The organism is Gemmatimonadaceae bacterium, from assembly GCA_020846935.1.
Taxonomy (GTDB): domain Bacteria; phylum Gemmatimonadota; class Gemmatimonadetes; order Gemmatimonadales; family Gemmatimonadaceae; genus RBC101.
In genome coordinates, this window is the sequence record JADLCY010000002.1 from 280020 (window position 1) to 303496 (window position 23477).

Annotated in this window: 16 protein-coding genes and 1 tRNA gene; 6 read left to right on the forward strand and 11 right to left on the reverse strand. The window is 68.1% G+C overall.

What is annotated here, in order from left to right; all coding sequences use genetic code 11:
* The first annotated feature begins 32 nt into the window (after positions 1 to 32).
* On the forward strand, positions 33 to 1268 hold the full coding sequence (locus tag IT361_05185) for a glycosyltransferase family 4 protein (protein ID MCC6317068.1): 1236 nt from the start codon (positions 33 to 35) through the stop codon (positions 1266 to 1268).
* 9 nt (positions 1269 to 1277) lie between these two features.
* Here IT361_05185 and IT361_05190 read toward each other — a convergent pair whose 3' ends face one another.
* From IT361_05190 to IT361_05210, 5 genes are all read right to left on the reverse strand, one after another.
* Positions 1278 to 2408: a glycosyltransferase family 4 protein gene (locus IT361_05190; protein MCC6317069.1), complete on the reverse strand. Its 1131-nt coding sequence runs from the start codon at positions 2406 to 2408 to the stop codon at positions 1278 to 1280.
* A gap of 11 nt (positions 2409 to 2419) precedes the next feature.
* Entirely contained in the window at positions 2420 to 3874 is a 1455-nt protein-coding gene (locus IT361_05195) for a CHAD domain-containing protein (protein ID MCC6317070.1), read from the reverse strand.
* Positions 3875 to 4381 (reverse strand): phosphohistidine phosphatase SixA, encoded by a 507-nt coding sequence (gene sixA, locus IT361_05200; GenBank protein ID MCC6317071.1) that lies wholly within the window; start codon positions 4379 to 4381, stop codon positions 3875 to 3877.
* Between the two features lie 103 nt (positions 4382 to 4484).
* Positions 4485 to 5915 carry an amidohydrolase family protein gene (locus IT361_05205; GenBank protein ID MCC6317072.1) on the reverse strand — a complete coding sequence of 477 codons (1431 nt, stop codon included), beginning with the start codon at positions 5913 to 5915 and terminating at the stop codon, positions 4485 to 4487.
* A gap of 85 nt (positions 5916 to 6000) precedes the next feature.
* The gene (locus IT361_05210) at positions 6001 to 8139 is read right to left on the reverse strand and encodes a multicopper oxidase domain-containing protein (GenBank protein ID MCC6317073.1); all 2139 of its coding nucleotides are present in this window, start codon (positions 8137 to 8139) and stop codon (positions 6001 to 6003) included.
* 139 nt (positions 8140 to 8278) lie between these two features.
* Between IT361_05210 and IT361_05215 the strand changes: the two genes are divergently transcribed.
* Complete coding sequence (locus IT361_05215) at positions 8279 to 9772, forward strand: DUF4403 family protein (GenBank protein ID MCC6317074.1); 1494 nt, start codon at positions 8279 to 8281, stop codon at positions 9770 to 9772.
* 342 nt (positions 9773 to 10114) lie between these two features.
* On the opposite strand, the gene IT361_05220 is transcribed toward IT361_05215, so the two are convergent.
* From IT361_05220 to IT361_05230, 3 genes are all read right to left on the reverse strand, one after another.
* A complete protein-coding gene (locus IT361_05220) occupies positions 10115 to 13024 on the reverse strand; it encodes a hypothetical protein (GenBank protein ID MCC6317075.1) in 2910 nt (969 codons plus the stop codon).
* Between the two features lie 243 nt (positions 13025 to 13267).
* Positions 13268 to 13702 (reverse strand): OsmC family protein, encoded by a 435-nt coding sequence (locus tag IT361_05225; GenBank protein MCC6317076.1) that lies wholly within the window; start codon positions 13700 to 13702, stop codon positions 13268 to 13270.
* An 18-nt stretch (positions 13703 to 13720) separates the two neighbouring features.
* On the reverse strand, positions 13721 to 16066 hold the full coding sequence (locus tag IT361_05230) for a hypothetical protein (protein MCC6317077.1): 2346 nt from the start codon (positions 16064 to 16066) through the stop codon (positions 13721 to 13723).
* A gap of 292 nt (positions 16067 to 16358) precedes the next feature.
* Here IT361_05230 and IT361_05235 point away from each other — a divergent pair, with 292 nt between their 5' ends.
* Together IT361_05235 and IT361_05240 are read left to right on the forward strand one after the other, a co-directional pair.
* Complete coding sequence (locus tag IT361_05235) at positions 16359 to 17264, forward strand: hypothetical protein (GenBank protein ID MCC6317078.1); 906 nt, start codon at positions 16359 to 16361, stop codon at positions 17262 to 17264.
* A gap of 18 nt (positions 17265 to 17282) precedes the next feature.
* On the forward strand, positions 17283 to 17612 hold the full coding sequence (locus IT361_05240; protein ID MCC6317079.1) for a hypothetical protein: 330 nt from the start codon (positions 17283 to 17285) through the stop codon (positions 17610 to 17612).
* A gap of 58 nt (positions 17613 to 17670) precedes the next feature.
* Here the strand turns inward: IT361_05240 and IT361_05245 are convergent, their stop codons facing one another.
* Together IT361_05245 and IT361_05250 are read right to left on the reverse strand one after the other, a co-directional pair.
* Positions 17671 to 20637, reverse strand: a complete 2967-nt coding sequence (locus IT361_05245; GenBank protein MCC6317080.1) for a hypothetical protein — start codon at positions 20635 to 20637, stop codon at positions 17671 to 17673.
* A gap of 395 nt (positions 20638 to 21032) precedes the next feature.
* Positions 21033 to 21105, reverse strand: a tRNA-Asn gene (locus IT361_05250).
* A gap of 539 nt (positions 21106 to 21644) precedes the next feature.
* On the opposite strand from IT361_05250, the gene IT361_05255 reads away from it, so the two are divergent.
* Positions 21645 to 21893 (forward strand): hypothetical protein, encoded by a 249-nt coding sequence (locus IT361_05255; GenBank protein MCC6317081.1) that lies wholly within the window; start codon positions 21645 to 21647, stop codon positions 21891 to 21893.
* On the opposite strand, the gene msrA is transcribed toward IT361_05255, so the two are convergent.
* Complete coding sequence (msrA, locus tag IT361_05260; GenBank protein ID MCC6317082.1) at positions 21890 to 22432, reverse strand: peptide-methionine (S)-S-oxide reductase MsrA; 543 nt, start codon at positions 22430 to 22432, stop codon at positions 21890 to 21892. The genes IT361_05255 and msrA overlap by 4 nt on opposite strands.
* Before the next feature lie 281 nt (positions 22433 to 22713).
* Between msrA and IT361_05265 the strand changes: the two genes are divergently transcribed.
* On the forward strand, positions 22714 to 23355 hold the full coding sequence (locus IT361_05265) for a thioredoxin domain-containing protein (GenBank protein MCC6317083.1): 642 nt from the start codon (positions 22714 to 22716) through the stop codon (positions 23353 to 23355).
* The last annotated feature ends 122 nt before the right edge of the window (positions 23356 to 23477 follow it).

A 23477-nucleotide genomic window follows, 5' to 3' on the forward strand; every position in this document is an offset into this window, starting at 1 on the left:
ACTCCTGCCACGAGACACGGATCAAAGGCGGCATGCGCATCGTCCAGATCTCGCCCTATAGTTGGGATGCGCCTGGGGGTGTCCAGGTGCATATCGGCCAGCTCTCGCATCACCTGCGCGAGCGCGGCCACGACGTGATCGTGCTCGCCCCGGGTGATGCACCCGGCTTTCGCGAGGGCGCCCGGATCGTGGGCCGCCCGTACCCGGTGCGGGTGAACGGTTCGGTGGCCCGGCTCTGCTTCTCGCGCCGCAGTTCGCGTGTCGTGCGCAAGGCGCTCGAGGTTTTCACGCCGGACATCATCCACGTCCACGACCCGCTGACACCGAGCACGTCGATGCTTGGGGTGCTGCACCGCAATGCCCCGGTCGTTGCCACGTTCCATTCGTATTTTGCGCGCGATCACTTCGAGGGCCGCGTCTACTCGGCCATCGCGCCGCTTCTCCGTCCGGTGTGGCGCAAGGTCGATCGGCGGCTTGCCGTGAGCACCGCCGCGCGGCACTCCGTGTGTTCGCGCATGGGTGACGATCCCGTGGAGATCGTGCCGAACGGTGCAGACGTCGATGTGTTCGCGTCTGCTGCTCCGGCAAACTTGCCGCCCGGGCGACACCTGCTGTTCGTGGGGCGTCTGGAGCCACGGAAGGGATTTCCCGTGGCGGTGCAGGCGTTCGCGCAGCTCGCGCCGCGCTATCCGGACCTGCAACTGGTGGTCGTCGGCGACGGCGCGGAACGCGACGCGATCACTGGCCTTCCGGCCGAGGTGCGCGGCCGCGTGCACATGATGGGGCGCGTGTCGTACGAAGCACTGCCCACGTACCACAAGGCCGCCGACATCTTCATCAGTCCGGCGACGGGCAGCGAGAGCTTTGGAATTGTGCTGGTCGAGGCGATGGCCGCGGGCCTGCCGCTCGTGGCGAGCGACATCGCGGGCTACCGCGAAGTGGCTCGCGACGGTCGCGAGGGGTTGCTCGTGCGACCGTCCGACCCCCAGGCCCTGGCCGCGGGTGTGCAACGACTGCTCGACGAGCCGACGCTCGCCCGATCGTTAGGCGCTGGCGGCGCCACGCGCGCGCGTGCCTTTGGATGGGACCGGATCATCGACCGCCTCGAAACGGTGTACGACTCGCTGATGATCCGGGAGCGCCGGCCCGTCTCGGTGGAAGTGTCGCGCCCCCTCACTCCGGTGGTCGACGGCGCCGGCGAGCCACGGCTCGGCGCGATCGTCGACGGCCGGAGTGCGCCGGAGTGGGTCGGCGGCGGAAGTCGTTAGGCCTCCGGCTCACCGCGGACGCGCGACGGCCTCGGCGATCAAGCAGCCCAGGCGCGCCGCCATCACGTCCCAGCTCCACTCGGCGTGTACCCACGCCGCCCCGGTGGCGCCCATGCGCTCGCGGCGGTCGCGATCCGCGAGCAGTTCGATGACGGCGTCGCCCACCGGGCCGGGCGCGTCCGGCTCGACCACGAGGCCGGTGTCGCCGTGTCGCACCGCCTCGGGCGCGCCTCCCGACCGTCCGGCGATCACCGGCCGACCGACCGCGGCGCCCTGCAGAAACACGGCGCCAAGCGCTTCCACGTCAAAGCCAAACCACCGCGAACGGCACGGCATCGCAAAGACATCGCCGGCACGAAAGTAGGCCGGGAGTTCGGCGTACGGCACGGCGCCAGAAAACACGACGTCGCCTGCCACACCCTCGCGGGCCGCGAGCGCGCGCAACGCCTCGTCGTGAGGCCCGTGCCCAACGATCAGCAGCTTCGCCCCGGGAACCGCCGCGCACACCGCGGACCACGCGCGGATCAGCATGTCCTGCCCCTTGCGAGCCACGAGACGCGAGACGCAGCTCACCACGGGCGCGTCGCCCAACGCGTGCCGCTCGCGCACCAGGGCGTCGGAGACCCCGGGATGGAAGTGCGCGGTATCGATCCCCGACGGGAGGAGCGGCATGCGCCCTCGCCAGCCAAATGCCGGCTCGAGGCGCGCGCGCGCCCACGCGCTCACCGCCGTGAGCAGCGAGGCACGGTGCCCGACATGGCGCAGCACTCCGGGGACGATCGCACCGGTCAGCTCCAGGCCGTGCGCAAACCCGCCGTACGGAATACCGAAGCGGCGCACGATGCCAGGACCCAGGTGGCCCAGCGGCCACGCCGCGCCAAAGAGCACCAGATCGGGGCGTCGCGCGGCGAGCAGGTCGTGCAGCGCGCGCCGCACGCCGGGCACCGGCAGCATCATCTCGGTCGGCAGGCGGATCACCTCGTGAGGATAGGTCCGATCGAACGCCTCGGCGCCCGCGTAGTTCGACGTGAACACGGTCACCTGATGTGCCGGCAGTCGGCGCACCAGACGGTCCACGTAGTCGTTGATCCCGCCGATCCGCGGCGGAAAATCGTTGGTGACGACGAAGATCTGCACGATGATACCGTTGCCTAACGGGCGAGGTTGGCGTTCACGTACTCCGGCTCTCCCGTCACGTCACGCACGAGCACCGGAGCAAGCCACGCCGGGATCTCCACCGGCTCATCGACGCTCGCCAGTTCGATCTCGGCGAGCACGAGATCGCGGTCAGTGAACTCGTCGACTTCCCAGAACCGCTGCCCCTCGGCCACGCGATGCCTTCGCTTGCGTACGCGGCGACCGGTGGTGAGCGGCCACATCGCCGCGAAGATCTCCGGCGTGGTCGCCTCCTCCAGCTCCACGCGGGCCACCCCACGGCCCGACTTCACCGTGCGAAACCAGGTCTCTCCGTCCGGTGTGACCACGCGCCGCAGTCGCTCGACGAGTCGCTCGCCAGGGACGTAGCCCTGTTCGATCTCCCACACCTCGGCGCGCGGCATCGACGGAGGAACTCGCGACAGCAGGTACTTCCGCTCGATCTCCACACCGCCCGCCCTGTGTGCATCGAGGATCTCAGCCACGTCCTCGACGGCGGCGAAGAAGGTGTCGCGCGCATCAGTGGACCATCGCGACGCCCACGCCGCAAACGCGTCGCGCGTCTCATGCAGCAGACGCTCGGTGAGCGCCTCGACTCCCGGTTGCACGTCAGGTGGGGAACGCCTCGCGCGCCGTGCGCCTCCCTCATCGACCGACGCAGCCCCCCGCAGAGCGCGTTCGACGCGCGCGCGCTCGGCGTGCGTGTGCAGGTGGTGGCTCCAGACATGGGCATCGTGCAAACCACCCAGAGCGTCCTGCATGGCCTTGAGCGCCGAGATCAACGCGGGCGCACCCGTAACCCACGGCGTCACTGGTTCGATCAGGTAGCGCAGACGCTTGCCGGCGATCCGCGCGCGATGAATGGCCGCGTCGTCGGCCGACTCGTGTATTCGCTCCAGTCGACGCCGAAACACCGTGGCGTGTGAGCGGACAGCGGTCGCCATGGCGGTGGTGAACGGCACCTCGCGCGGCCCGTCTTCGACATGGTGCGCCACGCGGTACCAGGTCATCGCTTCCCGCAGTTCATTCACCGCGCCCTCGAATGCGGCGATCGATGCCGCGTCGAGCGTGGCGCCATCGCGCCGACCTTCATCGACGGCAGCCATCACCCAGCGGATGCCCGGCCGGTGGCGCCGCTGGGCCCGGGGGAGCGTCGTTTCGAGCCAGGCATGAAACACTTCGGCATCGCGACGTCCGCTCGTCGAACGCGCCACGCGGCGCAGCGTGCGCACGGCCCGAGGTGGACCGCCGCGACCGAGCACCTCGCGCCAGGCGCGGAGCCAGCTGCGCAGCCGGCGCACGGCCACGCGGAAGTCGTGCAGGGCCTCGTTGTCGCCCGGCATGTCGAGCCGTGTTCGTGCCGCGGCAGCGTCGGCCAGCATGGCGAGCGCCACCAGGCGGATGCCTCGCGGTTCTGCGGTATCGAGCAACGACGCCGGGAGCTCTCGCACCTATTCACCCAGCCGACGAAGCTGAGCCGGCGCCATGGCCCAGACGAGGGTTGCAGCCCCCGAGGTCACCTGACCTGGAAAGTCGAGGAGGAGCGCGCCGCCCTTCTTGAACGCCACGGCCGGATCCTCCATCCCGGTCATGAGCCACGTCACCAGCGAGCCAAGGTAGGGCTCATGCCCGACGATCGCGACGATCTCGTGTTCATCGTGCGACGCCAGCCAGGGAAGGAAGTCGCGAATGGGCCGTGACGGACGCAGCTCGTCGATCTCCCACGTGCGCGAGAGCTGATACTCCTCGGCGAGAATCGCGGCCGTCTGCGTCGAGCGCGTGAGGGGACTGCACGCGAGGCGGGAGATCGACGGAAGGACGCGACGCAATCCGCGAGCGCTGCGTTTCATCTTCTCGCGACCCTTGTCGGTGAGTGGGCGTTCTTCATCGGTCGCGCTGCGCCTGGCGAAATCGGCGCGCTCCTCGGCAATGGCGTGACGCACGACGAGCAGCTGCACACAAACTCCTGGGAATGGGTGGGTGCGCGCTGACGGGCGCCGCGGGCGGCAATCTACACGGGACGGAGCGGCGGCGCGGGCTTCCCGTCGCTCGTTAGGTGGGCTACTTGAGGCCCACCTGTCCCTTGACGGACGCCACCAGCTTCGCGGCATCGTACCCGATCCCGAGGCGGAAGGTCGTGACCACGTTGCGGATGTCTCCGGGGTTCTGTGCCGGGTTGCCGCGGAGGACGACGAGGTCCGCCTGCTTGCCGGCGGCGATCGACCCGGTGCGTCCGTCGATGCCGAGTACCCTGGCGCCGTTGAGCGTCATCACCTGCACGGCTTCGGCGGGCGCGAGTCCCGCCTCGACGAGCAACTCGTAGTTGCGCTGGTCGCCGTACCCGGCGATGACGTGGAGGCAACACGGGTCGGAGCCCGCCGCCAGGAGCCCTCCGGCGCGCATGAAGGCCACCTCAAAGGCCATCGTCTTGCGAAGCACGTCTCTGGCCACACGGTCATTGGCGGTGGCGGCGTTGTCGTACCAACGGCCAACGGCCGCCGCGGCCTCGGGCATGAGTGCGTCGAGCACGCGCTGGTCCTTCTGCAATCGCGACGGGGTGCTGGTCTCGTACACGGCCAGCGTCGAGGTGAGCGATACCTTGCGATCGACCATCTCCCGGATGGTGCGTTGCACGTCCGGGTTGGAGACGTCGGCCGAAGCGAAGATCGCGGAGTCCCCCGCGGAGGGGCAGGCGTCGGGCTGCTTGTTGGCGTAGAACTCGGTATTCGCGAACAGCCCGTGCTCCAGGTTGTCGATACCAAGAGCGACCGCCTCGCGATAGCCCACGGAGCACAAGTGCGCGGTCACCTTCACTCCGTGCTTGTGTGCCTCGTCGATCGCGGCGCCGAGGGCGGCGCGCGAGACCTGCGTGTAGGCCTTGAACCAGGTGACGCCCTCCTCGGCCCAGTACTTCACCATGCGGCGGGCGTCGTCAGGGCCGTCGACCGGGTGCATTGCCCCGGGGCCCGGGCCGGGCCCCTGCAGATACGGGCCGGTCACGAACATCTCCGGCCCCACCATGAGCCCGCGCGTGATCGCGTTCCGGACGTTGATCTCCTGGTACGAGTCGGTACTCCCGGCCGTGCGCACCGTGGTGATCCCGGCGCCAAGAAACAGCCGGGGATAGCTCTGCAGCATCATCTTCATCGAGCCGCCTGCTGCAGAGCTGTAGTACATGTGGTCGTGCAACCCGACGATGCCGGGGATGACCGTATGGCCCGAGAGATCGATCACGCGGGCATTCCCCGGGATCGTGACGCTGCCCATGGGACCGGTGGCGCGGATGCGCTCGCCCTCGATGAGGACCACCTGGTTCTCCCTCGGCGCCGCGCCCGTGCCATCGATCACACGCACGTTGGTGAGGGCCACGATCGGCGCGTCGACCGAGACGAACGTGCGAACCTGTGGCGAGAGCTGACGTTCCTGCGCCGTGACGAGGGCCGGCACGCAGGCGAACGCCGCGACGAATCGGAGGAGCGCTGAGGTCTTCATCGTGTCGTGGGTCGAGACGGTGAGTCAAGCTGCATGCGTCGTGCTGCGTCGATCCTGCCTCGTGCCAACCTCCCGCCCCGCGCCTTCACCGCACCTCGAACATGCCCATCATGCCGGTGCCCAGGTGCTCGGCGACGTGGCAATGCATCATCCAGCGGCCGGGGTTCGTGAGCTCGAGCAGGATGTCCATGGTCTCACCGGCCGGCAGGACCGCCGTGTCCTTCCACACCATGTTCGTATTCGGGGCGCCGTTGCGCGAGGTGACGAGAAAGCGCTGGCCGTGGAAATGGATCGGGTGTGCCATGGCGTGCGTGACCGACGGGTCGTTCACCAGGCGGATCTTCGCGACCTGCCCGACATGGAACTGCCAGGCGATGGCCATGTTCTCGCGGCCCTGTTCGTCTCGCAAGATCCACGTGACGTCGCGCGCCGTGAACGGGAAGTTCATCATGGGCATGGCGTCGTTCCAGTCCACCGGCACCGCGATGCCGGTGAGCATGGCCACGGTCGCGGGCGGGACGGCCGGGTCGAGCCGCATGCCCAGCGTCAGGACGTGATCGGGCTCGCGGTCCGCCAGGTGTCGGTAGCGCGCCACCTCCGCGCGCACCTCCGCATGCTCGCGCAACCGTGCGAACGACGACGCGAGGTCCGGGGCGGCACGTTCGGCCCCGACCTCTACCACGCCAAGCGTATCATCGACGGGCTTGGCCGTGCCCCGCATGTGATCGAGCCATCGCACGCTGTTGAGCAGCGGGTAGCGGCCCGGGCGGTCGAATCGCGCTTCGACCACATAGCGTTCGGCGGGCGCCATCACGATCGATTCGACCCAGGCCTCGCGTTCGAAGTCACCGAGGTCGGATCCGATGAGCTTGAGGCGCGCGCCGGGCAGCCGGAGGTTGAAGAGGCGGGCATTGGCGACGTTGGTGAAATGGAAGCGGACGACCTCTCCGCGCCGTACCTGCAAGTGATAGTTGGGCTCACCGTTCACCAGCAGCAGGTTCCCGAACCGCCCCATGAGCGCGTGCGTGACCGTATCGGCGCCATAGGGCATGAGCGTGCCGGTGTCGGTCAGCAGGAAGTCGTCGAGCGCGAGCACCTCTTCGCGGTGAACGGGCACCTGCGCGCGCGCACGCCGGGCGACGAGGATGTTGCCGTAGAGACCGAGGTCCTGCTGGATGTCCTCACGAACGTGCGGGTGGTACCAGTAGATGCCGGCGTCGGGGAAGCGCAGGTGATAGGTGAACGAGTCGCCGGGCGCGACGGGATCCTGCGTGACGTGCGGGACGCCGTCGCTGCGATTGTCGAGCCGCAGTCCGTGCCAGTGGATCGTGGTGGGGAGGTCGAGCGCATTGCGGAACTGCACGGTGACGTTCGCGCCCTGCCGCACGCGAATCAGCGGGCCCGGGTACTGGCCGTTGTACCCGTACATGACGAAGGTGCGACCGGCGACGGTGCGCCTGACGAGTGACGCGGTGAGCTGCAGCGTATCACCGTTCCGCACATCACGCACCTCGCGCGGCCTGGCGGGCGTGACCAGGCGGCCCGTGGTGTCTGGCAGCCACGCGCGCGTCGATGGCGGCGTGTGCGTCATGGAGGTGGGGGCGATGCGCGGATCGACCCACGGCATGGGCCACCCGGTCGCGTGGCCGGCGTGTTCGCTGGCCGGGGCGCCGGCCAGCATGGTCGCCATGGCGTCGCGGTGGGCGAGCAGGAGCGCACCAGGGCTCGTGGCGCGCACGACGAGCCGCCCGCTCCGCGTGCGCACCATCGCCGACGACTCGGCCGACACCAGGACGCGGAAGTTCTCGAACGGAAGTTCTCCGAGGGCGTTGGCGCCATTGCGCACCACGCCGAGCTTCACCTCGCGGGCGTGCGTGAGATCGTAGCCCCAGGCGACGAATGCGCGATAGGCACCTAACGATGCCGGTGGCGGGAGGCCTTCGAGACGAGCCACCAGGAAGTGGCGCAGCTGGCCATCCGGGCGTACCGCTACCCCGAACGGGGTGGGCACCCAGCGCAGCTCGAGCATGCCACGCACGCCGTCGAGTCCCGGGGTCGGCACCAGCTCGGCGCAGAACGGCGTCGCGAAGGGCGGCAGGTCCATCGCACAGCGCGGCTCCTGCCAGCCGGGCGGGGGGAGCTGAGCACGTGCCGCCGTCCCCCCAAAGAGGAGGGCGAGTCCGCAACCCATCGCGAGCCCCCGCAGTCGCGCGTACCGTCGCATGGCGCGGAATCTCGCTGGCGGACCTCCATCGCACGAGCGCCGTCAGGCCTTACGTCGGCCGCTCCGCGCACCGAGCTTAGAAACAGGACCGATGCGCGCTCCCACACACCGCCTACCCGCCGGCTCCGGTCGGCGCCGCATGCGACGTCTGTTCGGCGTTGCGGCGGTGTCCATGGGCGCGATCGCCTGCTCGGGCACGCCGGACCTCGAGGCACCGCCGCCCCTCGTCGTCGACGATCCCGTCGATTCCCTGAAGCCCATCGAGCCCTCGGTCATCGAGTCGGAAGTGCGCTACGACCTCGCACCGGCGCTGGCCGCGCTCGAGCAGGCGGTGCCGCGACGCTTCGGCGACATCGGTCAGAGGCTCGACGTCGAGACAAACCGTCGACTGCATGTGGCCTTTGCCGCCACCCGCGCGCCTTTTCGCATCGACATCGACGGGCTTCGCGTCACCGTGTCCACCGTCGTGGAGTACGAAGGCCGCGGCTGGTACAAGCCACCGATCGGCCCGGAGATCAGCTCGGCGTGCGGCACCGGCCCCGACGTACCGAGGCCGCGTGCGCGTGTGCGGCTGGTCAGCCAGATCGCGATCAATCCCACGTGGGCCCTCTCGGCCCGCACCCGCATCGCGAGTGTCGAACCCGTCACCACCACCGAGCGCGACAAGTGCCGCGTCACGATCTTCCGCGCCGATGTCACGGACAAGGTGATGCAGGCGACGCGATCGGTGCTCCAGCAGCAGATTCAGCGGCTCGATCGATCCATCGCCCAGGTCCAGACGCGCGATCGCTTCGAGCGATGGTGGCGGGACATGTCGCGCGCCATTCGACTGACCGACAGCGTGTGGTTCACGATCAATCCCTCGGACGTACGGCTGATCGGTGTGCGCACCGACTCCGGTACCATGGTCGCGAGCCTGCGATTGACCGCCCGACCACGTATCGAGACGGGCAATCGGCCGAATGATTTCGACCTGTTCACGCCGCTTCCGCGGCTCGAGCGGTCGGACTCGACCGGTGGGCGCCTGCAGGTGACGCTCGACGGCGAGATCGACTACGGCGTGGCCACCGGGATGCTGCGGCGCGCGCTCGTCGGAAAGGAGATCCCGGTCGCCAACCGCACGGTGACCATCCGGTCCATCACGTTGCTCGGCATCGGTGGGGGACGCGTGGCGCTCGGCGTGCGCTTCAGCGGTGGCGTGACCGGGCAACTCTACCTCACCGGAACGCCACGTTACGACACCGACGCGGATCAACTCCTGGTGCCCGACCTCGCATACGATCTGCGCACGAGCGACGCCCTGGCGCGGGGTCTGGCATGGCTCAAGGATGATGCCATCCAGAACTTCCTCCGCGACCGCGCGCGCTTTCCGGTGACGGGGCAGCTCGATCGCCTGCGGGTGCTGGCCGAGCAGGGCATGAACCGCGAACTGGCCAGCGGGGTGCGACTGGTCGGTCAACTTGACCGCGCCGAGGCGGTGGCTGTCCGCGCCACACGAGCGGCGCTTCGCGTGAGGGCCGTGGCGTCCGGATCAGCGTATCTCGATATAGACAAGCCACTTACGTTCCGGCGTCCCGTGCCAGGTCGACCGGCGTCATCCGGCAGGGCCGCCGGTCCCCCCGCCAACGACTAGTAGTTGCCCCAGTGTTCAGGCCGCGTCGAGGGCTGGCATCCTTCGGTCCGACGGGGCCAGGGGTAGCCCCAGTGTCCAGCCGCCGAACCCGTTCTCAGCTTTGGCGTCTGGGTCAGATGGGTGCGGACGCTGGGTGGCGGGGCGAGTGAGGGGCAGGGATCGACGCGCGGACGTCACGGGCGGTGCGTGGGGCCGGAACCCCGGCCAGGGTTATCCGGGCGCGTCGTTCTCCTTCGCCGGTGACGCGGAGAAATCGTCGGGGATACGTGGGGAGCAGAACGCGAACGGCGCGGCGATCGAGTGATCGCCGCGCCGTTTCGCTACCCACGGGTTCGCAGGAGATCAGGGCACGTTGAAATCGGTCGAACGCGTGGATCCGCGCAGCAAGTCTCCCGCACGGGGCTGCGGGGTGATGATGCCGGCGCCCGTCCATCCAAACGCGGTCGTGCCTGTCGTGTTCTGCCCGGCTTCGAGCCGCGACCCCACCGGGAAGCCATTGAGACCAGCGATGTCCGGCATCGCGAGGTCGTACGTGCTCGCGCTGCCTACCGCCGCGAGATAGCCGCCCGTCGCGCTGATAGTGAGGCTGTTTGACGTGGAACCGGCGGATGAGGTGATGGAGAAGCTCACCAGTTGACGGTATTCGGTCGGCAGCGCACCCTGGAACCGGAAGCGCGGATAGGCACCGACGGCGAGCGACGTGATCGTGGGCTCGGTGATCTTGGGGCCCAGGTCCATGGTCTGATTGGCGACGGCGCCCACGTACTTGAGCAGGATCCTGGCGTCGCTGGAATTGCCACCCGCCGGAGACGCGAAGGCATAGAGGCCATGCACGTCGCCGCTGATCATGCGGCTCCCCGGCAGTCCAGCCCAGGTGCGTGCCGGATCGACACTCGGGGAGAAGTCATTGGCAAAGCCCAGCGTCTCGCCGTTCGCGGTGGTGAGGAGCGTGTTGAGCATGAGCTCTTCATTCATCGTGTTCGTGAACGTGGCCGTCGCGGTGGCCGGTGCGAAGGCGCTGGCCGCGTCGAAGTCGATCACGCTCGGCATTGCGCCTCCATCGGGAATGCTGAGGTTGCGGAAGAGCACGACCTTGTCCGCCGGCATGCCGACGGTCGAGCGCGTGCCCACGAAGTCGACGGCGCCACTGGCCACACCGCGGAACGTCACGGTTGGACTCCCGGTGCCGGTGTACATCGCCAACGCCCCACCGAGCGACAGCACGGCAAGCTGCCCGACGCCGACTCCGGCCACGGTGCCGGTGATGGTCTTGGTCGACTGCGTATCGTTGCAGTTGTCCGTGCCGACGGTCGTGAGCTCGGTCGCGGTGCCGTAGAAGACTTCAGTCGTGTACGTCCCGGCGAGTCCGGCGCGGGCATAACTCCCCCGCGCGCGCCGGTTGGTGCTCCGCTGCTGCTCGAACAGGGCCCGCCCCCTCACAAGCCGCGAGCGCGAGCCACGCACGGTGGCATCGGCTGCGATGCGCGCGCTGGTCTCCTGGAGCACATACGCGACCGCGCCGCGACCGGAACTGATGGTGAAGTTGAACTTCGTGACCGTCCCGGCGGTCGATGGTGTCACCCGCTGCCAGGCGTTGGTGCCATCCTGATAGGCAAAGAACACCGGCGTCTCCGACGCGCTGCAGAACTGCCACTCGGCGTTCCCGCCGGAACCCGGCGTGGCGACGGTGAGCGAAAGGGAGGTATTGACCGGCGTGAGTCCCGCACCCGTGCCGGTGATCGTGACCGAATATGTCCCGGCGGGCGTGCCGGCACCGACCGCGATGTTGGCCGTACTGCTGCTCGCCGTCGTTGGTGACGGAGTGAAGCCGATCGTGACGCCGCCCGGGGCGCCGGAGGACTGGAGCGTGACGTCACCAGGATAGTTCGTGCGCGTGATGTTCACGGTCGTCGATCCGCTCGCGCCCTGCTGCACGGTGACCGCGGCCGGTGACAGCGAGAGCGCAATGCCGCCCGGCGCTGCCGACACGGTGACGGGGAAGAACAGCACGCGATCGGTGAGCCCGGTCGCCGTCGCCCGCAGCGACAGGTTGTAGGTGCCAAGCGGCGTGTTGCTGGCCACGTTGACCGTGAAGGTCGACGACGTCCCGGTGGTCGTTCCCGGCGCGAACGTGCCAGAGATGCCGGCCGGAGGACTGTCGAACACCAGGCTCACGGCGCCGGTAAAGTTCGTGCGACTGATCGTGAGCGTTGCCGTGCCCGCGTTCCCCTGCTGCACGGTGAGCTGCGTCGGCGCGATGGCGATGGTGTAGGCCGGCGCGGAGACATTCAGCGTGAACTGCGCCGTGCGATCAGCGAGGCCCGTCGCGGTGCCGCGCACCGTCACGGTGTACGTGCCCGGTGCGACCGCGGCACCAACGCTGACGGTCATCGTCGACGCGTTGGTGGTCGAGGCGGCCGGAAGGAATGTGGCCGAGATGCCGGCAGGCGGACTGTCGAGCGACAGCGTCACCGCGCCCTGGAAGTTGGTGCGGTCGATGTTCACCGTGGCCGTCCCGTTGCTCCCCGGTGCGAGCGCCATGGTGGCCGGCGCTACAGCGAGCGTGTAGCCCGCGGCCGCCGTGACCGTGATCGCCAGCGCCGCTGACTTTGGTGCGATGCCGGTGCCCGTGCCCTGGATGGTCACGTTGTATGTGCCCGGCGCGACCGTGGCCGCGACCGCGACCGAAAGCGCCGAGGCGTCACCCGTGGGCGCTGCCGGCGTGAAGGTGCCGGTAATGCCGGCCGGAGCGTTCTGAAGTGCGAGCGCGACGGCTCCGGCGAAGTTCGAGCGCGTGATGGCGATGTTGCTGGTCCCGTTGCCGCCCTGAGCGATGGTCAGCGCTGCCGGTGTCGCTGCGAGCGTGAAGTCCGGCGCTGCGGTCACCGTGAGAGTGTAGGTCGTGGTGGCTTCACCGATCCCGGCCGCCGAGCCTCGCACGGTGGCCGTGTAGGTGCCGGCGGGCACGGTGCTGGCTACGGCCACGAGCACTGTCGCCGAGGTGGTCGCACCGGACAGCGAGGCCGGGGTCACGGTGGTCGTCACGCCAGAAGGGAGCCCGGCGATGGCGAGCGACACGGCACCGCTGAATCCACCGCCGCGCGTGAGGGCGATGTTCACGGTACCCGTCCCGCCCTGCTGAACGGTCAGGGCACCGGGATTCACCGCGACGGTGATGGAACCGGGGTTACCGGTCGGACCTTCGTCGCCCCCTCCTCCACAGGCCGTACCAATGGCGAGAACGAGCAACACTGCTGACGAGACAGCGCGGTTCCTGATGTGCGACCACATAGCCAACCTCCCCTCGAATCGATGTATGAGCAGCATCGGGGGATCGGCGCGCACACTCGCGCATGCGACGACGTCCCGGTGCGCCGAACCAGTCAACGCGACGGTGGCTGCCTTCGGGGCATTTGCCCGAACCACCTCGCGTGCCGTTCAACGAACCGAGACGTCTGTTTTTCTCGCGTTGCCTCAGGCCTGGTCGCGAACTCGCTAGCCAGCGACCTCGACCGATACATCCGGGCACGCCGCCGCCACGGTCCCGTAGAGCGGGCAGCGCTTCTGGAATTTCTGCACGAGCTGGACGGCGGTGTCGCGCGGGGTGTTGGCGATCCTGAACGTCACGGCCACCTGGTTGAACACCGTGAGATCGGCGCGCACGGGATGGTCGCGATCGACCATGCCACGGATCGTCGCGTGAATCGGGCCAATCGCGACACCATCCTCCTTCGCGATCACCTGCACGAGTTCCACTCCGCACGCGGCGACGCCGGCCAGAAAGCTTTCCGCGGGCGTCAGGGCTTCACCGGGACACTGATTCTGTACCGGTCCGTCGATGACGAAGTGGTGCTGGCGCGCGTTGAGCAGCACACGACCGAAGGTGTCGGTCGTGGTCGCGTGGACGGTATGTTCTCGGATGTTGCTCATGGGGAGAGTCGGGTAGGCCTACTGGGTGGTGGTGCGGCCGATGGCATCCCAGATCAGCGGGTAGGTCGCGTTGGTCTGCCCGCGATACTGCGGGCGGAATCCGAAGAGAACGACCTTGCCCTTGCCAACGGTAGCCTCGACCATCGCGGCCTTGCCGTTGAGCCGCTGACCACCAAGGAGCCAACCTGAAAGCAGCGGGTTGCCGGTCGCAGGATAGGTGAGTACGGCGGTCGCGCGCGTGGGATCGGTGATCTCGAACGCGGGAGAGTCCTCGAACCAGACGCCGAGCACGGGCGCGGTGAGCCCGCGCGCTGCGGGGTGTGCTGGAGTTGCCTCGGCGGCAAGGATCGATCCGGGCGCGTAGAAGTCCGTATTGCGGACGCCGTTTAGGACGTTTCGCACGGGCAGTTTCATCGCGTCGATGGCGAAGAGGCTCGCGTCGTTGAATGTGAGGAGCGTACCGCCCTGTTCCACGAACTCGACGAGGGCGCGAGTTCCCGTTTCGCCGAGTCCACCGCGGACGGAGTCGGGGTAGGCGCTGGGCAGGCCGCGCGTGATGGCCGCGGCGGACTGGTCGGGGATGATGATCGCGTCGAAACGCGCGTTGAGGTTGCCCGCCTTGATATCGCGATCGACGAGACTGGTGAAGGGAATGCGATTCACATCAAAGACCCAACGGGTCCAGCCTTCGTCCATGGAGGCCGTGTAGCTCCGATAGATGCCGATGCGACGGCCGCGGTTCTCGGTGAGTCCTGCGACGCTGTAGTGCGGTTCGGGGATCGCCGCGATGGGCGCGCTCGTGGCCGGGGCCGGGCCCATGACCGTCGCGACGTCGACGCCGAACAGCAGTGGGAGTGTGTGGGCGGTGACGTCGTACGGGCGCTTGGGCGGTCCGCCGGGATACTCCTTGAGGTCGGGGTAGCGCTGACGCTCGAGCAGGGCCTTGGCGTAGCTGCCGAAGTTCTGCCTGACGAGTACGGCGTAGCTCCCCGCGGGGTACGCCTTGCCATCGATGGTCGTCGGTGCGGTGGTCTCGCGAATCTCGACCTGGCCGTGTTGCAGCGTCCAGATCAACCGATCACGCGCCTGCACATCACGCTGCATTTTCGGGACGATGAACGCCGATGGCACGGCGACGCCGTTGGCCCAGGGCGCGTGGTCGGCGAGCGCACGTTCGCCGAGGGCGGCATAGCTCTCGAGCCACATGCGGCGATCGCGAGCGGCAGCCGCGAGCATGGCCCAGGACGCGCTCGTCTGGTAGTCGACGATGTTGCCGATGCCCCACGTGCCACCGCGCCAGACGGCGGGATGATTCCAGCTCGCGACCTTGGCGTCGTAACCGCGTCCGGTGCCTAACGCCTGGAACGCGATGCTGATGGGCGTGGCCAGTCGGGCGCTCGCGGTCTCGGTGAGGATGCGGACGCCGCGGTGGTTGAGCGAATACTGGCGCGCCGGTGACCACTGGTCATACGACGCGTTGGTGGCGACGCCGGTCTTGCCTTCGGCGAGCAGGCGCCAGGCCATCTCCATGCCGAGCGCGTTGGTGCCGGCGGTGAGCACCGGGTCGATGTTGGGTTCGACCGGGTCCATGTACGGCGGGATGAAGATGCGACCGGCGTTGGAGCCTTGCTGGTGGATGTCGTTGACGATCTGCGGGTTCCAGGGCGTGTAGAGCGAGTCGATGGTGTAGCGCGTTTCGGGCTGGGTGAAGGCGTACCAGTCGCGATTGTTGTCGTGGCCGGTGTAGTGGTGGTAGAGGTCCGGCGGCGACGAGCCTTCGGCCGGCGTGCCTAACGTGGCTCGGTACCAGTTGCCGACAATGTCGACGCCATCGGGGTTCTGCGACGGCACGAGCATGATGATGGTGTTCTGGAGGATCGCGCGTGTTTCCGCGGTGGTGCCACGAGCGAGTCGATCGGCCAGAAGCAATGGCGTGAGGAACCCGCCGACCTCGGTGGAGTGGATGCTCGAGGTGATGAGGATGATGGTCTTGCCCTCGTCCAACAGCTGGCTCTTTTCGGCGGCCGTGCGGAGGGACGGGTCCATGAGCCGGCGCTGGATGGCACGGTACTTCTCGAGGTTGCCGAGGTTGGCCGGGTCGGAAATGAAGGCCACGAGGAAGGGGCGTCCCTGGACGGTTTTCCCGAGCGTGCGGACGGACACGCGGGGCGAGGCGTTGTCGAGGGCGGTGAAGTACGCGGTGACCTGTTGCCAGCTGGGGAGCTTCCGATCGGCCCCGGGCTCGAAACCGAGGATGGAGGCGGGGGTGGGGACGCGCTCCTGGGCGGGGGTGGGGACGCGCTCCTGGGCGGGGAGCGGCGTCCCGAGCACCAGGAGCAGGACGAGGGGCAGTGTGTGGCGCATGTCTGACGGGCGTGGGTCGGGCGAAGCTGGTTGCCGGTTCCATGCGGGTCAATGCCGACCGCGTCCTTCACGTGACGCTGACGTGACGCGGCGCGCGAGGTTGGCTGAGGCTGGAGGGGATGTGGGGTGCGAGAGCGGCGCTGCGGCGTCCGCAACTGCGTGAGACCCCATCTCGACGGATGATCGACCTGCGCAACCGCGCAGGGCAGCTCTTGTACGAGATGGAACCATCCAAATGCACAGACACGAGAACCAACACGGAGTACATCGCACCCACGGTCCCGCAGCGCTCATGCCCCGACGGACGGCGATCGGGACTCTGCTTGGCGCCGCGGCATCGCTGATCATGGTCAGCGCGTGCAACGATCAACTGCCAAACCAACCGATTCCGGTCACTGCGATGCCGGGCCTGCTGTCCGACGCTGGTGGTGCCGCGGGCACGACGTTCCGGGCATCGGGACGCGGCGTGATCGAGCTCAAGGATGAGAAGGGCGGGTGGAAGCGCGAGGTCTACCAGCCGTGGACCCTGGCGGCGACGATGGGGGCCGGGGGTGTGGCAGCACTCGATGTCGGCGCGTCGCCTGCGCTTCCCTCAGCGGGGACGGCTGCGACGATCCAGAACTACCTCAGGTACCTGACGCCGATCGTCGCGGTCTCGGGCGATCGTCGGGCCGCGGCGTTCTTCGAAGGATTCAGCCGCAAGTCGATCGACTCTGCCGGTAAGGTGGTCGAGATTCGAGGAGTGGCGGACAACTCCGGAAAGCCGCTCTCCGAGATCCAGGTGCTCCATGACGGGGTTCTGATCTCCCGGGTCCGGCTGACGTGGGCAACGGAGGCCGGCGGGTACATCCTTGTGAAGCAGGTCGCCTCACTGCATCGGGGCCGGCAGGCCGAGCCGTTTGCGGTGATGACCGCCGAGATCAAGTACAGTGAAATCAGTCCGGCCGGGATGGCCGCCCGGGCGGCTCGGTTGCTTCAGCGGTACGCGATCGCGGCCGGCTTGCCCGCGACGGCGTTCGCCCAGAGTTGCGCACGCGGCGTGTTGGATGCCACACTCGGGTTCGCGGGACTCATCGTCACCGCCCCCGCCGCCGGTTCCAATCCGGCAACCGCCGTCATGTGGGTCATCGGATGGGTGAAGTGGACCGAAGTGCTGTACGACGCCGTGGATGCCTGCGACGACGCGCGTCAGGAATAACCCGGAGGAGTCAACTCGATGGCTGGCGAACAAGTCCTGGACCGGTTTCAGCTCATACTCGCGTGGATCACGATCGCACTTTCTGCGCTCACGTTTGTTTGGGTGATCCTGCGCATCATGCGCACGACGCGGGGGCCGTACTACACCGAGTTCAACATCATCGTTGGACTGACCGGGTGTACGCTCTCCGTACTCAAGTACCTCGTGACTCCCGAAGCGCGCGGCGTCCTCGAGACACTGAGCGTGATCGGCCACTACATGTGGCTGGCATCGTGTGCGGTCGCGGTCGCGCTGCACCGGGCGGCGCCCGCTCAACCCCTTGGCTCTGAACGCACGCACGTGGGATAGAAAAGACGCGCGGCGCAGGAGTCATCCTGCGCCGCGCGCCCTCGGTGTCAGCTCGCCGCTACGGCACCACCACGGTGATCCCTCGTGCCCCGATCCGCAGCTGGTCACCGGCCTGCGGACGCGGCGCGACGATGCCCGTCCCCGTCCAACCCAGGCCCGAGACACGCAGGTCATTGGTCCCGGCCGACAGCCTCGACGCGGTCGGGAAACCGGTCAGCGCTGCCAGGGCAGGCATCGACAGGTCAAACCCCTGCAGCTGCGCCGAGTTGGTCAGCCACTGCCCGGTCGCCACCAGGCGATATGAGTTGCCGGTCGCCGTCGGCAGGTTCACGAACAGCTCCACCGCGTTGCGGATCCCCTGTGGCAGGGTGTTGGCCTGCACGCGATAGCGGGAATCGCCAAAGCTGCCGATCGGCGTCACTGCGATCAGATCCATTTCCGGCCCCATCGCCAGGTTCGTATTGGCCACCGGACCCACGTACTGCAGCAGCGAGCGGAAGTCGTTCGCTCCACCGCCGGTCGGCGTCGCGATCGCGAGCAGCCCGTGCACGTCCCCCGAGAGGAACTTCGACGCGGGGACGCCCGACCAGAGCCGCGATGACGCCGTGCTCGGGCTCTCATCGAGGCCAAACAGGCCGGCCTGTCCGTTCCCGGTGAAGAACACCGAATTGAGAACCAGCGTCTGCGCCAGCGAATTCGCGATGTTCGCGGTGGCGACGGCCGGCACGAATGCATTGGCGCCCTCGAAGTCGGCCACCGTGCCAAGTGTCCCGCCGTTCGCGACGTTCAGGTTGCGAAGCACGAGGCCCTTCTCGAAGCCTTCCGATGCCGAGAAGCGCGTGCCGACGAGATCCACGGCGCGCGAGGGTACACCCGTGAACGTCAGCGGCGACGTCGTCGCGCCACCCACGAAAGACTGGCTCACGCCCCCCATCGAAAGCGTGGCCACCTGCCCCGCCCCGACCCCCGCCACGTTCACGAGGTTGGTCTTGGTGTCCACGACCGTGGTGCAGAGATCCTGCCCGAGTGCGCTCATCTCGGACTTCGCCAGGAAGTAGACGAAGGTGTCGTACACATCGACGTTGCCGGCAAAGGCCAGCGTCCGGGAGAGTGTGGCCTGCCGCGACGAAACGCGCACCGCGTCACGTTGCTGCTGGAGTGCAAAGGTCTGCAACAGTCGGTTGCGACGCAGTGAGAACCCGGACGCCACGCGCGGCGTCGTCACGACACGCTTGGTGATGAACGCGACGCCACCGCGATCTGACACGAGGTCGAAGTAGTACTTGCTCACCGTCCCGGCCGTGACGGGCGTGACCGGCGTCCACGTCCCGGTGCTGTCCTGCACCGCAAAGAACACGGGCGTGCGCGCCGGATCGCAGAAGGTGAACGACAGCGAGCCGGTACCGGCCGCGGTCACGTTCACCGGCACCTGGAGCGTGGCGGCAGTGATTCCCGTACCGGCGCCGGTCAGCGTCACGACGTGGCGCCCCGCGGGCGCGGTGGCGTTGGCGGTGACCGTCATGACGCTCGAGGTTCCGGTCGCCGGGTTCGGCGCAAAGGACACGGCCAGCCCGGTCGGCGCGCTCGCCGAGAAGGTGACGTCGCCGGCAAAGTTGTTTCGCGCGATCGCAACGGTCGTGGAGACCTGCGCGCCCTGGAACACCGACACGGACTCCGGCGCCGCCGAGAGCGTGATCGATTGCGGTGCGGCGGTCACGGTCAGGGTGATCGGCAGCGTGCGATCGGCGAGGCCGGTGGCCACGCCGCGCGCGGTGAGGTTGTAGGTGCCGGCCGCGACAGACGTCGCGACGGAGAGGGTGAGCTGCGATGCGCTGGTGGTGGTGCTGGCCGGCGCGAACGTCGCGGTGATGCCCGCCGGCGGTGCGTCGAGCGCTAACGCCACGGCGCCGGTGAAGTTGGTGCGCGCGATCGCGATCGCGCTCGTGCCGGACTGGCCGCCCTGGACGGTGAGCGCTGCTGGCGTGGCGGTCAGTGCGTACGCGGGCGCCGGGAGTGCGACGTTCACGGTGAGCGTTGCGGTGCGCTCGGTGACGCCGGTCCCGTTCGCACGCACCGTTGCGGTGTACGCGCCCGCCGGCACGTTCTGCGCGACCGCGACCGTGAGCACGCTGGCGTTCCCGCCCGTGGCGCCAGGAACAAAGCTGCCGGTGATGCCGGGGTGTGGCGCATCGAAGGCAAAGTTGACTCCATCACCGTAGTTCGTGCGGACGAGCGTGACGTTGGCCGTTGCGGACGCACCGGTGGTGATCGTGAGCGCCGTCGGCGCCACGCTCAGCGCGAAGCTCGGCTCCGCCGAGACCGTGAGGTTGAACGTGGCCGTGCGGTCGGTCATGCCTGACGATTGGGCCCGCACTGTTACGGGATACGTGCCAAGCACCACCGTCGGTCCAACGGTGAGCTGTAGCCCTGAGGTTGTTCCCGTGACCTGAGATGGCGTAAAGACTCCGCTCACGCCAGGCGGCTGATCCTCGATGGAGAGGAGCACCGGCGCGGCGAAGTTGGTGCGTGTGAGCGTCACCACCGCGCCCCCGGTGCCGTTCTGGTTTACGGTCTGGGACGTCGGCGTGACCGCGATCGTGTAGCTCGGTGGCAACACGACCGTGAGCGACGCTGCGGTGGTCTTTGCGACACCGGCTTTGGACGTTGCGGTGACGGTGATCGTATAGATGCCTGGTGCGACCGTCGTACCCACCTGGACGGCCATTGTCGCCGTGGCCGAACCCAGGGTCGGCGCTGGGAGCGGGCCCGGGGGGAAGGTGATCGTCACCCCGGTTGGCGCGCCGGTGGCGCTGAACGTGAACTCCGACGCCGGGCCGGAGGTGATCGTCGCCCGCACGTTGAGCAGGACGTTTTCTCCTTGCCGAGCCGTGACCGCGCTGGTGACCATGGCCACGGTGAACTCCGTGGGCTGGGGCGCATTCGAACCATCGCCTCCGCACGCCGCGAGCACCGGCAGCAGCATGACGGCGAGGCGTGCGTGCGACGGGCGGGAGAACCAACGCATGGAGGCGACTCCTTCTGGTGTGTAGTGTCAGACCGCAGAGCTTGGCTCAACGAGTGCCCTGCTTGCCGTGACCCAAGCTACACTGCGAGGTCGTGACAGGCGGACCGGCAGGCGGGCATGCGTCTGCCTGACGAGCCGGGCATCGACAGCGCCGATGCTCGGCACGCCGCTCTGCCTCATGCCCTGACACCGCGCGCCCTGCGGCCGCGTGTGCGACGCGGTGCGACCGTTGCCCGCGCACGGAGGCCCCGACCATTGGCGTCGACGCACGCAGATCGACGACCCGGTCTCCGACAGCAGCTCGGCGTATCGCTGTCCCACCACGAAGAACGGCCCAGATCGCCGAGGGGGATCTGGACCGTTATCTCTCTCTGTTGCAACGAGTTGGAACGACACTGGGGCGGCTGGATTCGAACCAGCGACTTCCTGATTAACAGTCAGGCGCTCTGCCAGCTGAGCTACACCCCATCACCGGATTGCGGCGAGCGGGTAATCTCTCGACCGCGACCCGCGGAATCAACCGGCGATGCTGCACCGGAGGTATCGGCGCGCTACGGCTTTCCCGGACCTGCAGACACCCAGCGATGCGCGCACGCACGCTCGCGCCCGCTTCGGCGGCTCTCCACATGTACGCACCCCGGACCACATCGAACGCGGACTCAGGTCCTGGGAGCAGCAGGTTGTCGATGCGTACTTCGATCGGTCCGGATCCCTCCTTCTCGGGTCGGCCGGTGGGGGGCGCGAGGTGGTCGGCCTGCGGCGGCTCGGTTACGACGTGGACGCGTTCGAGTGCCACCCCGACCTGGTCACGTATGCCAACGCGCTGCTCGAGCGGCTCGGGTTGGGCGGCACGGTGACGCTGGCCGCTCGCGACGAATGCCCGAACATGGGTCGGCCGTACGGAGAGGCAATCGTTGGTTGGGGTGGCTACATGCTCATCCGATCACGCGAACGGCGGGTGCCTGCGACAGGTCGCTACGCACCTCGTGCCCGGAGCGCCGCTGCTGGTGTCCTTTTTCGCGCTGGAGGCCGAGTTCGACCGCTTCCGTCACGTCGCCCGCATGGCCAACGCCCTACGGCCGCTGCTCGGCGGGCCACGCGTCGAGGTGGGCGACTACCTCGTGCCAAACCTCGTGCACTGCTTCCGACGCGATGAACTCGCGGACGAACTCCGCGAAGCGGGATTCGAGCTCGTGTACTGGAACGCACAACCATACGGCCACGCCGTCGCTCGCCTGACGGATTCGCGAGCCTAGGCGTCGGCACGCGTGCTCAACCGCTTGCGGTACTTCGCGAGCTTGGGAGCGATCACGAACGCGCAGTAGGGCTGCGACGTGTGCTGCCGGTAGTAGTTCTGGTGGTACTCCTCCGCCGGATAGAACTCCGGCAGCGGCCGAATCTCGGTGACGATGGGGTCGCGAAACACCTGCTCACGCGTCAGTTCGTCGATGACGGAGCGTGCGGTCGCAACCTGCATATCATCGTGCGTGAAGATCACGGATCGATATTGCGGACCCACATCGTTGCCCTGCCGGTCCACCGTCGTCGGGTCGTGCGTCGCAAAGAAGGTCTCGAGAATCTCGCGATAGCTGACCTTCCCGGAATCAAAGCTCACCTGCACCACCTCGGCGTGGCCCGTTCCCTTGCCGCACACCTGTTCGTAGGTCGGATGCGGAACGTGGCCACCCGCGTAGCCCGAGACGATGCCCGTCACCCCGGGCATTTCCTGATAGACCGCCTCGAGGCACCAGAAACACCCGCCACCGAGCGTGGCCACTTCCTGTTGATTGGTCATTGGCGTGGTTGCTGTCGCCACACTAACGCCAGGGATGCTCTCTTGATTCCCGGAGCGACTCGGGGCAATTGCCCGGCTCGAGGTCGTCGTGGGCGACAACCAGCCTCACTGGCCCCCACGGACAGCAGCCCGGCCTTCATCGGCGACCCGGCCATCGTCACTAGACGCGCATGCTCTCCGGCGCGAGCGCTGCCGAGCATGCCAAGCCCAGCTCGTCTCGCGACACGCGGGGCGCGGGGGTGGACCGCAGGGTATCTTGCCCGTCGCCCCTTCCCCCGCCCATGCGCCTCCTCGTACTGCTCGGCCTGCTTGCCTCGCCCCTGTCCCTGCCGGCTCAGGGCATGCGGGTAAACGTGGCCGGCGGCCGGCCGATCTCACTCGAAGGCTACGGCGTTGCAAAGGGAAAGGCGACCGCGCCGATCTGGATCGTGGAAATGGCAGACTTTGGCTGCGGCTATTGCGCGAAGTTCGCCGCGGAGACCATGCCGGCACTGGACTCACTCTACACGAAGCCCGGCAAGGTCCAGTGGCGATTCGTGCCCTTTGTGCTCGGGATGTTTCCCAACGCTCGCGAAGCCGCCGAGGGGGCGATCTGTGCCGCGGAGCAGGGCAAGTTCTGGCCGATGCACGACAAGCTCTACGCCAACCGCAAGGCATGGATGGCGTCGCGCTCCCCGCAGATGCTCGTGGCGCGTTATGCCAGCGAAGCGGGCGTGAACCCTGCGGCGTACGGCGCCTGCGTAAAGGGCAAGGCGGTGAGCGCGACCCTCGCGCGCAACAATGCGCTGGCCCAGTCGCTCCTGGTCCGTGGAACCCCAACCTTTGTGATCAACGGGGAGATCGTCCCCGGCGCACTCCCTCGCGACGTGTTCGTGAAGGGACTGGACGCTGTGTATCAGTCAGTGACCGCGCGGCCGCGCTGATCCCTCCTGGCCGTCGCGTACCTCGGAGCGCCGCGGGCGACTCGGCACGAGGCCGCGACCGGCGCCGCACACCGGCGGGTTCGAGCAAGGACGCAGGCGTGTGGGTGTCCCGACCCTGCGCC

Coding starts and splice junctions, on each gene's coding strand:
- IT361_05225 (MCC6317076.1), bottom strand. CDS start 13,702: ATGAGCAACATCCGAGAACATACCGTCCACGCGACCACGACCGACACC.
- IT361_05230 (MCC6317077.1), bottom strand. CDS start 16,066: ATGCGCCACACACTGCCCCTCGTCCTGCTCCTGGTGCTCGGGACGCCG.
- IT361_05235 (MCC6317078.1), top strand. CDS start 16,359: ATGCCCCGACGGACGGCGATCGGGACTCTGCTTGGCGCCGCGGCATCG.
- IT361_05240 (MCC6317079.1), top strand. CDS start 17,283: ATGGCTGGCGAACAAGTCCTGGACCGGTTTCAGCTCATACTCGCGTGG.
- IT361_05185 (MCC6317068.1), top strand. CDS start 33: ATGCGCATCGTCCAGATCTCGCCCTATAGTTGGGATGCGCCTGGGGGT.
- IT361_05210 (MCC6317073.1), bottom strand. CDS start 8,139: ATGCGACGGTACGCGCGACTGCGGGGGCTCGCGATGGGTTGCGGACTC.
- IT361_05245 (MCC6317080.1), bottom strand. CDS start 20,637: ATGCGTTGGTTCTCCCGCCCGTCGCACGCACGCCTCGCCGTCATGCTG.
- IT361_05265 (MCC6317083.1), top strand. CDS start 22,714: ATGCGCCTCCTCGTACTGCTCGGCCTGCTTGCCTCGCCCCTGTCCCTG.
- msrA (MCC6317082.1), bottom strand. CDS start 22,432: ATGACCAATCAACAGGAAGTGGCCACGCTCGGTGGCGGGTGTTTCTGG.
- IT361_05215 (MCC6317074.1), top strand. CDS start 8,279: ATGCGACGTCTGTTCGGCGTTGCGGCGGTGTCCATGGGCGCGATCGCC.
- IT361_05205 (MCC6317072.1), bottom strand. CDS start 5,915: ATGAAGACCTCAGCGCTCCTCCGATTCGTCGCGGCGTTCGCCTGCGTG.